13 protein-coding genes are annotated in these 15,585 nt (G+C 63.0%); 11 read left to right on the top strand and 2 right to left on the bottom strand.

Translation table 11 applies throughout. The features are described 5' to 3' along the window. Both NKI39_RS25130 and NKI39_RS25125 read right to left on the bottom strand, forming a co-directional pair. Entirely contained in the window at nt 1-2,133 is a 2,133-nt protein-coding gene (locus tag NKI39_RS25130; protein WP_352835180.1) for a TonB-dependent hemoglobin/transferrin/lactoferrin family receptor, read from the bottom strand. A 241-nt stretch (nt 2,134-2,374) separates the two neighbouring features. Continuing rightward, nucleotides 2,375-3,406 (bottom strand): LacI family DNA-binding transcriptional regulator, encoded by a 1,032-nt coding sequence (locus tag NKI39_RS25125; RefSeq protein ID WP_352678761.1) that lies wholly within the window; start codon nt 3,404-3,406, stop codon nt 2,375-2,377. 374 nt (nt 3,407-3,780) lie between these two features. Between NKI39_RS25125 and NKI39_RS25120 the strand changes: the two genes are divergently transcribed. From NKI39_RS25120 to NKI39_RS25070, 11 genes are all read left to right on the top strand, one after another. After that, complete coding sequence (locus NKI39_RS25120) at nt 3,781-5,394, top strand: extracellular solute-binding protein (RefSeq protein WP_352835177.1); 1,614 nt, start codon at nt 3,781-3,783, stop codon at nt 5,392-5,394. Nucleotides 5,395-5,473: 79 nt separating this feature from the next. Then, a complete protein-coding gene (locus tag NKI39_RS25115; protein ID WP_352835174.1) occupies nt 5,474-6,334 on the top strand; it encodes a carbohydrate ABC transporter permease in 861 nt (286 codons plus the stop codon). Then, complete coding sequence (locus NKI39_RS25110; protein WP_352835170.1) at nt 6,331-7,290, top strand: carbohydrate ABC transporter permease; 960 nt, start codon at nt 6,331-6,333, stop codon at nt 7,288-7,290. The genes NKI39_RS25115 and NKI39_RS25110 overlap by 4 nt, the downstream gene beginning before the upstream one ends. Then, nucleotides 7,290-8,381 (top strand): ABC transporter ATP-binding protein, encoded by a 1,092-nt coding sequence (locus tag NKI39_RS25105; protein ID WP_352835168.1) that lies wholly within the window; start codon nt 7,290-7,292, stop codon nt 8,379-8,381. Before NKI39_RS25110 ends, NKI39_RS25105 begins: the two co-directional genes overlap by 1 nt. 4 nt (nt 8,382-8,385) lie before the next feature. Continuing rightward, nucleotides 8,386-9,447 carry an ABC transporter ATP-binding protein gene (locus tag NKI39_RS25100; RefSeq protein WP_352835165.1) on the top strand — a complete coding sequence of 354 codons (1,062 nt, stop codon included), beginning with the start codon at nt 8,386-8,388 and terminating at the stop codon, nt 9,445-9,447. 50 nt (nt 9,448-9,497) lie between these two features. Then, entirely contained in the window at nt 9,498-10,586 is a 1,089-nt protein-coding gene (locus NKI39_RS25095) for a Gfo/Idh/MocA family protein (RefSeq protein WP_352835237.1), read from the top strand. A gap of 26 nt (nt 10,587-10,612) precedes the next feature. Continuing rightward, entirely contained in the window at nt 10,613-11,527 is a 915-nt protein-coding gene (locus tag NKI39_RS25090) for a sugar phosphate isomerase/epimerase family protein (protein ID WP_352835162.1), read from the top strand. Between the two features lie 37 nt (nt 11,528-11,564). Beyond that, nucleotides 11,565-12,506, top strand: coding sequence for a sugar ABC transporter substrate-binding protein (locus NKI39_RS25085; RefSeq protein ID WP_023675781.1), 942 nt, complete (start codon nt 11,565-11,567; stop codon nt 12,504-12,506). Between the two features lie 61 nt (nt 12,507-12,567). After that, nucleotides 12,568-13,572 (top strand): ABC transporter permease, encoded by a 1,005-nt coding sequence (locus tag NKI39_RS25080; RefSeq protein ID WP_352835159.1) that lies wholly within the window; start codon nt 12,568-12,570, stop codon nt 13,570-13,572. Next, nucleotides 13,569-14,351, top strand: coding sequence for an ATP-binding cassette domain-containing protein (locus NKI39_RS25075; RefSeq protein WP_352835234.1), 783 nt, complete (start codon nt 13,569-13,571; stop codon nt 14,349-14,351). The genes NKI39_RS25080 and NKI39_RS25075 overlap by 4 nt, the downstream gene beginning before the upstream one ends. 34 nt (nt 14,352-14,385) lie before the next feature. Then, nucleotides 14,386-15,567: an aldose 1-epimerase family protein gene (locus NKI39_RS25070; RefSeq protein WP_352835156.1), complete on the top strand. Its 1,182-nt coding sequence runs from the start codon at nt 14,386-14,388 to the stop codon at nt 15,565-15,567. Nucleotides 15,568-15,585 lie beyond the last annotated feature (18 nt).

The following is a 15,585-nucleotide window of genomic DNA, read 5'->3' as shown; positions in this document are numbered from 1 at the left end:
TCAACCTCCGATCCTGCCTGTGAGCGCCACCTTGAAGGTGCGGCCCTTGCCCTGTTCCGTCGCCGCCGTCGTCGACCAGGCGCTTTGCGGGTCGGTGTAGGCGGTGTTGAAGACGTTATCGACGCTGAAATCGAGCTTGGCGTAGTCGTTGATGCGCCAGTTGGCAAAGACGTTGACCAGGTCGAAGCCGTCATCGACCACGACCGGCGCGTCGGGATTGGTGCGGCTTGTCCGGGTGATCTTGCCGACGCTGAGATATTGCGCACCGACGGTGAGCTGGTCTTCCAGCATGCGGAAGCCGACGGTCGCCGAGAAGCGGTCGAGCGGCGTGTTGTTCAGCGTCTGGCCGGAATAGACGCCGCTGACGACCTTGGCGTCGATCAGGGCGCCGGCGAGGTTCGCGAACCCCCAGCCATAGTCGTAGACGGCTTCGGCCTCGACGCCCTTCAGCCGCGCGTCGCCGATGTTGATCGCCATACGCGGCAAAACGGTGAGGTCGACGTCGATATAGTCTTCGACGGCGGTGTGGAAGACGTTGACCTTGGCACGAAAAAGGTCGCCTGCGGCCAGCACATCGTCATATCTCAGATTGATCCCGGCTTCCCAGTTCTTCGCCGTTTCGGGCTGCAGAAGCAGGTTAGGCTGGTAACTGTCGCCGCCGCCATGCGCGCCGCCACCGCGATAGACGTCCTGCAGGCCTGGTGCCCGGTAGCCTTCCGAATAGGTGCCGTAGAGCTGGAAGCCATCCAACGGCGTCACGCCGACGGTGAGGCGAGGCGACCAGCGATCGCCCGAAATCGAGGCTTCCGCCGGCGGCACGGTCTTCGTTTTGCCGTCGAGCTGGTAGCCGTCATAGCGCATGGCGGCGATGAGCTGCAGCCAGTCGCTGTAGTCGCCCTGCCATTGCAGGAAGCCGCCATAACCCTGCTGCTCGCCCGAACCGAAATGCGCGGCCTCCGACGTGGCCTCCAGATAGTAGTAGTCGAGGCCGTAGGTGAGGGTATGTGCCAACTCCCAGGCGTCGAAACGCGAGGAGTTCTTCAGGTTGAAGCCGGTCGTGGCGACGTCGTAATAGCGGAAGTTGCCGATCGCCGTTGCCGGCCAGACCTGCGTCTGCTCGGCGCGCGTGCGGTTGTGGTATGCGTTGACACTGAGGTCGATCAGTTCGTTGTCGTCCGGCCTCCACATATAAGCAGCCGTGTAGGTCTGGTTGGTCGTGTCGGTGTCGTAGCGGCTCAGCGTTGGCGAGGTCGAGCCGCTCGATCCGGTGATCTGGTCATTGTAGTGCTGCAGGATCGCGCCGAGCTTGAGCTCGTGACCGTCGGCCGGCCGCAGGGTCGCCTTCATATAGCCGCTGGTGATGCTCTCGCCGGTCCATGGCACGGCGTCGCCATTGCCATCGGTGTAGCTGTCGCGGTCGCGATAAATGAGGTTGCCGATGATGTCGGCGTCGTCGCTGAAACGGTAGGCGCCGGTGGTGCTGGTGGTGAAGCCGTCGCCATTATCCTCATAGCCCAGCTTCTCGCTCAGCGCCCAGCGTTCCTCCTGCTTGAGGAAATCGCCGGCATCCCTGGTTTCGAAGGAGACAACGCCGCCGATGCCGCCCGAGCCGTAGGCGTTCGAGACCGGGCCGCGAATGACGGTCGCTTCTTTGATTAGTTCCGGCTCGACATAGAACGAGCCCGAGCCGTGGCCGACGCGCCAGTAATCCTGGCGGGCGCCGTCGAGCGTCACCACCACGCGGCCATATTGTTCGAGGCCGCGAATGTTGATGGCGGTTGCCGGATCGTCGCCGTTCATCGAAGCGGCAACGCCGGGCGTGGTGCGGAACATGTCGGCGGCGGTGTCAGGCTGGATGCGTTCGAGCTCTTCCTGATCGACGGCGCTGATGGCGGCCATCGATTCGATGATCGCCGTCTTGATCATCGTCGCCGAGATGGTGATCAGGTCGAGCACGGTCGGCTCGTTCTGCCCAGTTCTAGCCTGCTGGGCGACCTTGACCGGCCGATCGGCCTTGGCGGCGGCGCCGTTCTTCTCCGGCTCCTGCGCGGCGGCCAGCGGCGCGGCACACAGGCCGAGCGCGAAGGCGAGCGCGGTGCTCGCCATCAAGGTCTTGTTGCTTGTCTGTTTCATGCGTGCAGCCCCGGGAAAAGCAAAGATTGCTGGCGGCGGCCGTTGGCCCTGGCTGGCATGATGGAGAAGCCTCGACACACGGGCCGGGCAGGGATACTTATTAAAACATGATGATAATAGTCAATTTAATTTTGCAGGTCTGAGCCTGATCGAAGATTCTCGGTCGGACCCTTGATCTGGCCGCCAAAATCTCGCCCGAGCGATTATGAATTTGTGACGCACCCGTGCTTCTTCACCTGGTTCAGATCTCCGGGATGCTTTCCCTGAAGATCACTTGCAGCCGTGGCTGGTGCAGTTCGTAAGGCAAGCCCCTGACCGCATGGGTCAAGGTGTTGAGCGCCTCGCGGGCCTCTACGCGCGGGTTCTGGTCGATGACCGCGTCCAGCGTGCCGTCGAGCAGAAGCTCCTTGGTGCCTTCCGTCACCTCATGGCCGAGAAAGACCGTCGACAGCGCACGCCCGCGCTCCTTGAGGGCGCGGGCGATGCCGGTGTTGCCGGCGCCGACATTGTAGATGGCGGCCAGGTCCGGGTGCCGGTCGAGCAGGGCGGAGGCCTCCGAATAGGCTTTTTCCCGGTCGTCGAGCATTTCGCGCATCTCGACGATCTGCAGATTGGGCGATTCTTCCGCCAGTATGTGGCGGAAGCCCATCTCGCGCTCCTCGTGGCCGCGGTAGGAGAGCGAACCGGCGAACAGCGCGACCTTGCCCGGACGCCCTGCGCCCATGAAGCGGTTGAGCAGGTAGCCGGCGAGCCGGCCGGCGGCGCGGTTGTCGATGCCGATATAGGCAACCCTCGGCACATGCAGGATGTCGGAAGCGATGGTGACGACCCTGACGCCGCTGGCCGAAAGCGAGCGGATCGCCTCGCGGACCGTTGGATGGTCGAGCGCGATCACGCCGACGCCCTGCGTCTGCCCGTGCAGTTCCTGCAGCAGACGCGCAAGCCGGTCCGGATTGAAACCTTCGATGGTAGCGACGCGGACGTCGAGGTCGGGCCGCGCCTGCGCCTGCGCCTCGATCTGGCGGTGTAGCATCTTGATGAAGGAATTGGTGCCGGCGGGCAGGGCGAAATCCAGCCGTATGACCTCGCCAGTAACCGCGTTGCGCTGGTTCGGATTGTTCGAATTTTCAGCGATATAGCCAAGCCGCTGTGCCGTTTCGAGCACGACCTCGCGGGTGCGCGCCCGAACCCCGGCGCGGTTGTTGAGCACACGGTCGACCGTGGCGGCCGAAACGCCGGCCTCCCGGGCTATGTCTGTCAGGGTGGACCGCACTGTCGATCACCTCATTCCAAAACGCGCCAGGGGCGCATCGAGATTACGCACATTTCATGGGTCCGATGTCGCAGAGCGGCTTCATCGCCGTCCGCGATTCTGATGGGAAATGATGTAACTGGCCTTGGCCGATGTGCAAGCCGTTGCGCTACACCAAAATGCCCAAGCGGACCAAAGCGGGGAGGTGGGCAGCCGGGCTCCCTCAAATTCAAGCACCGGCTTCAGTGTGAGAGCCTTGATAGACGCCATCCTTCCCCTCCCATGAGATGTTATGAGGTGTATTGATTATTTATGATGTTGACAGGCTTCCTATAGTTCCGTCAATATCCATCATAAGGGCCGTGGAGGAACAAGGCCCTGAGGGAGGAGTTCCAATGTCGAATTTGATCCGCGTGTCGCGGCGCCATTTGCTGGCGTCCGGTGGAAAGGCGGCAGTCCTTGTTGCCGCCGCAGGTATTGCGCCGAAATTCATTCGTCCAAGCCGTGCCTATGCCGCCGATGCCCTGGCGCCCGGCATGATCGGTGGCCCGACGGGTTTCGACGGTTCGGAGCGCTATCAGTATGGCGCCGACACGCCCGAGGGTCGCGCCATTGAGGCGGCCAAGGCGATGAAGGGCGCCGGCAAGGCGCCGGCCAAGATCGTGCTTGGCCTGTCCGACGGCTCGATCGGCCAGCTAACCCAGCCGTTTCCGGCCGGCGCGCCGTCGATCAAGGATCTCTGGGAGAAGGAAACCGGCATTCCGTTGGAAATCGTCGGTGTGCCGAACGGCCAGGAATTTACCAAGACGATGCAGGACATCTCCACCAAGGGTGGGGCGTATGACATCTACGCGGTCGAATGGAACCGCCTTGGCGACCTCGCCGAAACCGGCGGCATCCTCAAGCTCGACGACTTCGTCGCGCAATACAAGCCGGAATGGGATGATCCCGAGCGCGGCTATGTCGACGGCGCCAAGGGCGTCTCGCTGCTCAACCAGTATCGCGGCTCGACCTACGGCGTGTCGCTGGATGGCGATTTCCAGACCTGGGTCTACCGCACCGATCTGTTCGGCGACGCAGCCGAGAAGAAGGCTTTCTCCGGCAAATACGGCTATGAACTGGCGGCGCCGAAGACCTGGAAGCAGCATGACGAGATCGCGGCTTTCTTCCAGCGCCCGGACAAGGGCCTGTTCGGCTCGACCGATCTGCGCAACCAGGGCTGGGGCTACACCAACTGGTATCAGCGTTATGTCTCAATGGCTTCGCCCAATCAGTTCTTGTTCGACGATACCGGCAAGCCGCTGATCAATTCGGAGCAAGGTATCGCGGCGACCAGCGAGTACATCGCGTCGCTTTCGCACCATTCGCCGGATGCGATCTCCTGGGGCTGGCCGGAGCAGTACGGCAATTTCGCCAAGGGCGGCGCGGCCATGACCTGTGCCTTCTCCAATCTGCCGAAATTCCTCGACAATGCCGGCAACAAGGATTCAGCTGTCACCGGCAAGATCGGCTCGATGCTGCCGCCCGGCCGCGAAATCGACGGCAAGCTGGTCAGCCGGTCGGTGCTGTGGCTCAATCTGTCGGCGTCGGTGTCCTCGCAAGCCAAGAATCCGGAGGCCTGCTACCTGTTCCTGCAGTGGCTGGGCTCAAGCCGCATCTACGCCTGGATGACTGCCAATCCGGGCGGCTACTTCGATCCGTTCCGGCTATCGGATTTCTCGGATCCGCTGGTTCGCCAGACCTACCACGCCTACCACATGGACGTGGTGCGCGAGACGGTCGCCCGCACCGTGCCCACCATCAACTATCCCGGCGCCACCGCCTTCCACAACGCGCTGGACGAGAACCTCGTCGCCGCGCTGACCAAGGCCAAGACAGCCGAGCAGGCGATGGCCGACACCGAGGCCGAGTGGAAGAAGATTGCCCGCCGCACCGGCGAGGAGAAGCTTCTCGAAGCGATCAAGACCAACAAGGAGGCCTGGCCGACCGTCCTCGATCCGATCGCCTGATCCTTCCAAGGATCCTACCAAGAAGGGGAGGAGCGGTCGCTCTTCCCCTCGGCAACGAAGGACCCAGCAAAGCCGCAAGATGAAGCGTTCAGTTCCTTTCGAGATATTCCGCTATGCCGCGATCCTTGCGGCGATGGCGGTGACGCTGGTGCCGATCCTGTGGATGGTGTCGATGGCGTTCAAGCCGATCGCCGAATGGTCGGCGACCGGCGCCGACCTGACATGGTGGCCGAAGAACCCGACACTCAGCAATTTCCGTTTCGTCTTCGGTGAGTCGACCAACAATCTGATCGTCGCCCTCGACCGCACAGCTTTGCAGCCGATCCTGTCGTCGCTGCTGTCGGCCACATTCGGTACGGCAATCGCCATGTCGGCGGGCACCGCGGCGGCCTACGGTCTGTCGCGCTTCGGCTCGGGCCAGAACCTGCCGCTGGCGCTGATCCAGCTTCGCCTGTTTCCGCCGATGGCGGTCATGACCCCGGTGATGATCATGTCGGCCTTCCTCAACTTCACCGACAGCTGGTGGGGGCTGTCGTTGATCTACGGCATCGTCACGCTGCCTTTCGCCTTCTGGCTGATGAAGACCTTCTTCGACGACATGCCGCGCGAGATCGAGGAGGCGGCGCTGGTCGAGGGCTGCTCGCGGTGGCGCGTCTTCATCCGCATCACGCTGCCGATGATGCGCGCGCCGCTGGCCAGTGCCGCGTTGTTCGTCTTCATTCTCAACTGGTCGGACTATCTGATTGCGCTGCTTCTGACGACGCGCGAATGGGTGACGGTCCCTGTCTACATGGCCTCGCTGTCCTCCTCGATGACCGGCCAACTCTACGGCGCCAAGGCGGCGCTCGGCCTGATAGCCGCAGTGCCGCCTGTCATCATGGGCATCGCCATCCAGCGCCATCTGGTGCGCGGACTGACCTTCGGGGCGCTCAAGCAATGAGCGCGGTGACTGCGACGATTTCGGAGGGCGACATGCAAGCCTCCAAAGCGGCGTCGGTGCTGCCGGACGAGGGCGCAAAGCTCGGCTTCCGGCTGACGCTGCCGGCGCAGATCCTGGTGCTGTTCATCGCCGTCTTCCCGCTCCTGATGCAGCTCTACATCAGCCTGACCGACTGGTCGCCGCTGTCGGGCACCGGCTGGTGGAACGCCTGGTCGATGTGGAACAGTTTCGCCAACTACACCGACCTTGCCGCCGATGCGCGCTTCTGGAGCGCGCTGAAGCGCACGGCCATCGTCATGATCGTCTGCGTGCCGGCGGAGTTCCTGCTCGGCTTGGCGCTCGCGACACTGTTTGCGGACGAGTTCCCCGGCAAGCGGATCTTCTACTCGATCCTCTTGATGCCGATGATGGTGGTGCCGGCGGTGGCCGGCTACATGTTCTTCATGCTGTTTCAGTCGGGCGGCCCGGTCAACGACATCCTGTCGGCGATCTCAGGCTTTCCCGTCACCATCGCCTGGCTGTCGGACCCGACGCTGGCGCTCGTCGCCGTCATGGTCGCCGACATCTGGCAATGGACGCCGCTGATGTTCCTGATCCTGCTTGCCGGCCTGGTCGGCGTGCCTGAGGACCAGATCAAGGCGGCGACGCTGCTCGGTGCCAACCCTTGGCAGCGATTCATCACCATCGTGCTGCCGAAGATGAAGACGATCATCATCATCGCGCTGGCGATCAGGGTGATCGAGAACTTCAAGATCTTCGACACGCTCTACATCATGACCGGCGGCGGTCCTGGCGTCGCTACCGAAACCATCTCCGTTTACATCTACAAGCTCACCACCCAGGACCTGATCTGGGGCTATGTGGCGGCAATCGCGCTGGCCATATTGATCGTGCTGTCCATCGCCGCGGTGTTTGCCATGAAACGCATGGCTCGGGTACGCGAGGTGGCGGCCTGATGAGCACCATCCATCTGCAGAACCTGGTCAAGAAATTTGGCGATTTCACCGCGCTGAAGACGATGGACCTGGCCATTGCCGACGGCGAGTTCATGGCGCTGCTGGGGCCGTCCGGCTGCGGCAAGTCGACGACGATGAACATGATCGCCGGCATGGAAGAGCCGACCAGCGGCAAGATAATGTTCGGCGAGCGCGACATGGCCGGCGTGCCGATGGGGCGGCGCGGCGTCGGCTTCGTCTTCCAGAACTATGCGATCTTCACTCATATGAGCGTGCGGCAGAACCTCGCCTACGGGCCGAAAATGCGCGGCGCACCAAAGGCCGAGATCGGCCGCCGTGTCGGCGCCATTGCCGAGATGCTGCAACTGACGCCGCTGCTCGACCGCAAGGCGGACAGACTGTCGGTCAACATATTGCAGCGGGTGGCGATCGGCCGTTCGGCGATCATGGAGCCGGCGATCTTCCTGCTCGACGAGCCGCTGTCCAATGTCGATGCCGCCTTCCGGGCGGTGATGCGGACCGAATTGAAGCAGTTGCAGCGGCAGTTCCGGCAGACCATGGTCTACGTCACCCACGACCAGCTCGAAGCGATGACCATGGCCGACCGCATCGCGGTGATGGACCACGGCGTGCTGCAGCAGGTCGGCACGCCACTGGAAGTCTACAACGATCCGGCCAATGTCTTCGTCGCCCGCTTCATCGGCGCGCCGGGCATGAACCTGCTCAAGGGCTGGCCGGCGGAAAGCGACCGTGGCCTGGTCGTCGATCTCGGCCCGCTCGGCGTGACACCGCCGCTGCCGGTCGAGATCGCCGATGCCGTACGCAGGATGCGCGGCGAGGTGTTTTATGGCTTTCGACCGGAGCAGGTGACGCTGGCTGAAGACGGCCGTGGCCTGTCCATGCCGGTGAGTTTCGTCGAGCGGATCGGCGCGCGCACCATCATCCACCTTGGCGACGGCGAGACTGCGGTGAAGGCGGTGTTCGACAATGATGTCGGGCTGGCGATCGGGCAGACAACCGTCGTCGCACCTGCGGTGGAGGCGGTGCGTGTCTTCGACGCCGTCACCGGCCTCGCCTTGAGAGCGGGCTGAGACCATGGCCGATATCGCCTTCCGCAATGTGACCAAACGCTACGGCAACACGCTCGCCGTCGACGACGCCTCGTTCACTGTCAACGACAATGAGTTCTTCTGCTTCTTCGGGCCGCCGCTGTCGGGCAAGTCGACGATACTGCGTCTGGTGCTCGGGCTGGAAACCCCGGACGCGGGCGAGATCCTGATCGGCGGAAAGCCGGTCAACACGGTGTCGCCGGCCGAGCGCAACGTCGCCATGGTGTTCCAGAATTTGGCGCTGTTTCCGCATATGAGCGCGCGCGCCAACATCCGCTTTCCGCTGGTCGAACGCCGGGTCGCCGAAGCCGAGATCGAAAAGCGCGTCGCCGACGTCGCGGCCAAGCTGCATATCGGCCATATCCTGCACAAGCCGCCGGCACAGCTTTCAGGCGGCGAGCGGCAGCGCGTGGCGATCGCCCGTGCGCTGGTGCGCGACCCGGCCGCCTATCTGATGGACGACCCGATTTCGGCGCTCGACGCCCGGCTGCGCGAGGAAACGCGGGTCGAGCTGAAGCGCATCCAGCGCGAGCTCGGCAAGACGCTGATCTATGTCACGCACGACCAGGAAGAAGCGATGTCGGTCGCCGACCGAATGGCCATTCTGGAGAACGGCAAGATCAGGCAGATCGGCGCGCCGGCCGAGATCTATGACCGGCCAGCCAGCACCTATGTGGCGCGGCTGCTCGGGTCGCCGATGATGAACATATTGAAGTCGGTGCACGGCGCCGAAGGCGTGGAGGCGGCGGAAGGCACGATCCGCATCGCGGATGCCGGTGCCCCGGCCGATGCCGTGGAAATTGGACTCAGGCCGGAAGACATCAAGGTCAAGGCCTGGTCGGAGGGGGGCGCGGGCCGCCCGGCGCGAGTGTTCGAGGTCGAGCCGCTCGGCGGCTACACCGTTGTGACGCTCGCCGCCGGGCAGGCGCGTCTGCGGGCGCTGTTGCGCGGCCAGCCGGACATCAGGCCGGACGCGATGGTGGCGATATCCTGCGAGCCGGGCAGGGTGCATTATTTCGGACAGAGCGGGGGAGCGCTGGCAAGATGACGGCGGCGGCAAGGAACGAGCTTCGGGAGGAACATATGGCAAGCCAAGAAATGGCGGGCAACGGCTTCGAGCCGGACGTTAAAGTCCGCACCAGGGAATACAGGATCGGCTGCGTCGGCGCCGGCATGATCATGGCCGAATGTCACCTTGCCGCCTACAAGGAAGCCGGTTTCCCCGTGGTGGCGATTGCCTCGCGGACCAAGGCCAGCGCCGAGAAGGTCGCCAAACGCTGGGATATCCCAACCGTCCACGACACGCCGGAACAGCTCATCGAGGACAAGAACGTCGAGATCATCGACCTTGCCTTTCCACCGGACCAGCAGCCGGCGCTGATCCGCCATGCTCTGAAGCAGGCACATATCAAGGCGATCCTGGCGCAGAAGCCATTGGCGCTGTCCCTTGAAGAGGCCGTCAAACTTCGCGACGAGGCGGCCAAGGCAGGCAAGATCCTCTCGGTCAACCAGAACATGCGTTACGACCAGTCGATGCGCGTCTTGAAGCAGATCATCGATAGCGGCGCGCTCGGCGACATCGTTTTCGCCCAGATCGACATGCATGCGATCCCGCACTGGCAGAGCTTCCTCGAGGACTATGACCGGCTGACGCTCGCCAATATGAGCGTCCATCATCTCGACGTACTGCGGTTCCTGTTCGGCGATCCCCTGGAGATCACCACCCTGACCCGCAAGGACCCGCGCACCCGCTTCGACCATTCGGACGGCATCACCGTGTCGACGATCAAGTTCCCGTCGGGCGTGCTTGCCGTATCGCTTGAGGATGTCTGGTCCGGTCCGCGCCAGGAGGACTACAAGGACGACCAGCACATCAATTGGCGCGTCGACGGCACCAAGGGCGTCGCCAAGGGCACCATCGGCTGGCCGACTGGCGCTGCCTCGACGCTGACCTATGCCTCGACCGAGACTACCGGTGGTGAATGGGTGACACCCAGCTGGGACACGATGTGGTTCCCGCATGCTTTTATCGGCGTCATGGAGCAGCTCCAGCACGCGGTCAAGACGGGCGAGCCGCCGGCGCTGTCGGTCGCCGACAACGTCAAGACTATGGCGCTGGTCGAAGCCGGCTATCGTTCGATCGACAAGGGCCGGACAGTCAAACTTTCCGAAATATCAACTGACTGAATCACTTACAGGGAGGACTTCACACCATGATGCAGGCAGGTATTTTCACGGGTTATTTCCCGTATGGCCTCAAGGAGACCGCGCAGAAGATCCGGGCGCTCGATTTCAACACCGTGCAGCTTGACCTGCATTTCAGGGATATCGACCTTTCCGCCGGACAGATCACCAGGGACAAGGCCAAGACTGTCCGCGACACGTTCCGCGACCACAATCTGCCGATCTGCTGCGTATCGGGCTACACCAACATCATCCATCCGGATATGGGCGAGCGCGAGAGGCGCGTCGGCTATTTGAAGGAGATCATCCGCAACGCACGCCATTTCGGCACCCCTTACGTGATCTCGGAAACCGGTACCTACAACACCGAGTCCGACTGGGTGCATCACCCGAAGAACAAGACCGAGGAAGGTTTTGAGGAATGCCGCAAGGTCATCGCCGACCTTGCCCAGACCGCCTATGACCACGGCGCGGTCTTCCTGCTCGAGACCTATGTCAACAATGTCGTCGGCTCGGTCGAGGAGACGGTGAGGATGTTCGCGCAGGTCGACCACCCAGGCCTCGGCCTGCTGATGGACCCGACCAACTATTTCGAAACGCACAACATCGACAGGATGGACCAGATCCTGAACCAGGTGTTCGACACGCTGACCGACAAGATCAAGATAGCCCACGCCAAGGACGTCAAACGCTCCGGCGGCGACAAGTCGGAGAAGCACGCCGACATCGGCGACGAGGACGCGCTGGAAAGCCACACTTTCCGCGGCGTCGGCGAGATCGAGCTGCCGGCGCCCGGTCTCGGTTCGCTGAACTACGACCTCTATCTCAAGCGGCTGGCCGAAAAGCACCCGAACATCCCGGTCATCATCGAACATCTTTCGGAATACGACGTGCCGCGCGCCAAGAAATTCCTCGACGGGAAATTCCGCGCCAACGGACTGTGATGGCGCGGTTCGGCTACGAAACAAGGGAGGAAGAGAAATGTTGAAATTCGCGTTGAAAATCGCTGCCGCGGCGACCGTTCTCGCCGGTGTTGCGCTGGGTACGCCGGCGCTGGCGCAGGACGCCCAGAAGACGTTCTATCTGCTGTCGCATGGCGGCCCGTCGGATGCCTTCTGGATCGACTGGAATGCCGGCGCCACCAAGGCCTGCGACCAGCTCAAGGTGACCTGCAAGATCTCGTTCAGCGGTGGCGACATGGCGGCGCAGAAGGAGGCCTTCAACTCCGCACTTGCCGCCAAGCCGGACGGCATCGCCACGACCTCGGCGCAGCCCGGCCTGTGGACCGAGGAGGTCAAGGCAGCGAAGGCGGCCGGTATCCCGATCGTGTTCTTCAACACCGACGATCCGGCAACCGGCCGTCAGGCCTATGTCGGCGCCGACCTTAAGGAAGCCGGTGTCATCTGGGCGAAATATCTGGTCGACCACAAGATGGTGAAGCAGGGCGACAAAGTGTTCCTGCCGGTCGAAGTGCCGGGCGCCAGCTACCAGCAGCTCGAGACCGAAGGCATAGCCAGCGTCTTCGATCCGCTCGGCATCAAATATGATGTGGTCGATTGCGGCACCGATCCGGCCGGCATCATCGCCAAGATGACCGACTACATGGTCGCCAACAACCCGCCGGCAATCATCGCGCTCGGCGATTCCGTCGCGGCCAGCGTCAAGCGGGTGTTCGACGGCGCCGGCGTGCCGGCCGGCAAGATCCCGGTCGTCGGCTGGGGCAATTCGAAGGAAACGGCCGAGTCAGTGAAGTCTGGGTTCATCAACGCGGCTGCCTGGCAGTTCCCATCGGCGCAGGGCTTCATGCCGGTGGCGCTGCTCGGGTTGGCCGCCGCTGGCGAACCGATCGGGTACGACATCCACACGTTCAGTCTCTACGACGCGTCGAGCGTCGAACCGATCCTGAAACTCTACAACAAGTGATTGGAACTGACGCTCGCCGCGCAGGCGGCGGGCGTCACCTTGAGATATGGTCGAAACAGTCATGACAATTGCCGCAGAAGAGGAAATGCCGCGTGCCAAACGCAGGTCGAGCCTGATGCGCTCGCCGCAGTTCTCTTCGCTCGTCATCCTGATTGTCCTGCTGGCGGTGTTCGCGATCGCCGACGCCAATTTCCTGTCGCCGCTCAACATCTCCAACATGATGGCGTTCCTGCCCGAGCTCGGCATCATCGCGCTCGGCATGACGCTGCTTCTGACGGCGGGCGAGTTCGACGTTTCGGTCGGTGCCGTGTTCGGGCTGGCGCCGGTCGTCGTCATGCTGCTGGTGCAGAACGGCGGCTTTGATATTGGCGTCGCGCTGCTGGCCGGCCTGCTGCTCTGCATAGCCATCGGCGCGATCAACGGGCTGATCGTCACCAAGATCGGCATTTCGTCCTTCCTGGTGACGCTGTCGATGTTGCTCGTCGTGCGCGGGGCAGCGCTCTACATCACGCAAGGATTTCCGCTGAAATCCTGGGACCGGCCGGGCTTCTTCGTGACGCTGCTGGCCGGCAGCTTCAATATCGGAACGTTCCGTTTCTATACCTCGCTGTGGTGGTTCATCGGCCTGTCGCTACTGGCGATCTATGTGCTGCGCTACGCCAAGCTCGGCAACTGGATCAGCGCTATCGGCTCGAACCGTAACGCTGCCGTGGCGCGTGGTGTGCCGGCCGATGCGGTCAAGATCTGGCTGTTCATCCTGACCTCGGTGCTTGCCGGTCTCGCCGGCATGATCAGCGCCTTCCGCATCTCTGCCGCCTCGCCGGTGGCCGGCACCGGCTACGAGCTCGAAGTGATCGCCATGGTGGTGGTTGGCGGCACCGCGCTGACCGGTGGACGCGGCACCATTTTAGGCACCATCGTCGGCGCGCTGATGCTGCGCAGCATCCGCAACGGCATCGTGCTGATCGGCGTGCCAGGGCTCGCCTACAACATCTTCGTCGGCGTCATCATCCTTGCCATGCTCATCCTGCACGCTTTGCTGCAGAAGAACGCCGCCAGGAGCTGATCATGGAAGTGCTTCGGCTGCAGAATTTGCAAAAATCCTTCGGCAGCGTCCGCGCCCTGAAGAACGCGTCCTTCGCGCTCAACGAGGGCGAAGTGGTGGCCTTGCTCGGTGACAACGGCGCCGGCAAATCGACGCTGATCAAGGCGATCTCGGGCGTGTTTCCGGTCGATCGCGGCGAGATCTATGTGCGCGGCCAGAAGGTCTCCATCCGCTCGACGCGCGACGCGATGGATCTCGGCATCGAGACCATCCACCAGGACACCTCGCTGGCGCCCGACCTCAGCATCGCGCGCAATCTTTTCCTCGGCCGCGAGCCGGTCAATCTCAAATGGATGGGCGTGTTCGCACCGCTCGATCTTGCCAAATTGCGCGATGCCGCCTCGGCGCTTTTGAAGCGCGTCGGCATCTCGAAGAAACTCGACGCCGATGCGCTGGTCAGCACGCTGTCGGGCGGCGAGCGCCAATCGATCGCCATTTCGCGTGCCATGCAATTTGCCGCCAAGGTCATCATCCTCGACGAGCCGACCAACAATCTCGGCGTCGAGGAAACGCACGGTGTGCTGCGCTTCGTCAAGGAAGTGCGCGACGCCGGTCACTCGGTGCTTTTGATCACCCACAACATCCATCACGTCTTCCAGGTCGCCGATCGCATCATCGTCATGCGCCGCGGCGAGATCGTCGCCGAGCAGACGGTCGCCGACACCGATCTGCTGACCGTGGAAAGCATCATCACCGGTGCCGACATGTCGGCCCTGCTCAAGGAGACGAGAGCGAAGTGAAGGACGGGAGCAAAGTGAAAGAACTGGCCGTCACATGGTAGAGCTTTACGGCAAGACGCTGTCGCGCCGGCAGGTCTCGGAACGCTCGGGCATGCTGTCGCAGTTCGCCGGCGTGCGGCTGATGACGCTTGGCGACGGCATCGAGCGCGGCATCCGCATGCTCGAATTCCGCACCGGCTCCGGCCTGCGCTTCACCGCGCTGGTCGACCGGGCGCTCGATATCGCCGATTGCGACTTCAGGGGCCAGGCGATCGGCTGGCACTCGCCGAGCGGTTTTCGCCATCCCGGCCTGCACGAATATGAAGGCGAGGAGGGATTGGCGTGGGCGCGGTCGTTTTCCGGCCTTCTGCTGACCTGCGGCCTCGACCATATATTGTTCATGAACGAAGTACCGGCCGATACCTACAACTACCCGCCGAAGAAGACGGTGCGCCATTCGCTGCACGGCCGTGTCAGCACCATTCCGGCGCGGCTGACCGGCTATGGCGAGACCTGGGACGGCGACCGCTGCCTGTTGTGGGCCGAAGGCATCGTCCAGCAATCGACTGTATTCGGCGAGGATCTGCACCTGCTGCGGCGGATCGAGGCCGATGTCGGCGGCAACGAGATCCGGCTTTCGGACCGTGTCGTCAATCACGGTTTCAACCGTACGCCGCATATGTATTTCTACCACATCAATGTCAGTCATCCGGTGCTCGACGAGGGATCGCGCTACCTGGCGCCGATCCGCGACGTCGTCTGGGCCGGGCATGCCGGCGAGCGCTATGAAGCGCAGAAGGTCGGCTACCGCACGGTGCCGGCGCCGCAACCGGGATTCAAGGAACAGGTCTGGCAGCATGAACTCGGCGCCGACAGCACCGGCGAAGTCCCGGTGGCGGTGGTCAACGACAGGCTCGGCCTCGGCTTCGAGGTGGTCACGCGCAAGGACCAGTTGCCTTGCGCCTATCAATGGCAGAATTTCCAGGCCGGGCAGTACGCGCTGGGCATCGAGCCGTCGACGCATCATGTGCTGGGCAATCTGGCGGCGCGCGAACGCGGCGAGATGATCTGGCTGGAGCATGGCGAGAGCCGCTCCTACGATGCGGCGTTCCGGGTCCTCGACGGCGCCGGCGAGATCGCCGCCGCCGAAAGCCGGATCGCTGCAATCGCCAGGCAGCCGCAGCAGGATTATCCCCAGCCGTCGGGCCGTTTTCCTGTTCTTGGAGGCAGGTCGTGATAATGGCGAAGACGATAC

Origin of the sequence: Mesorhizobium sp. M0664 (assembly GCF_040320565.1) — a bacterium.
Classification (GTDB): Bacteria; Pseudomonadota; Alphaproteobacteria; order Rhizobiales; family Rhizobiaceae; genus Mesorhizobium.
This window is presented reverse-complemented; position numbering and strand designations above follow the sequence as displayed.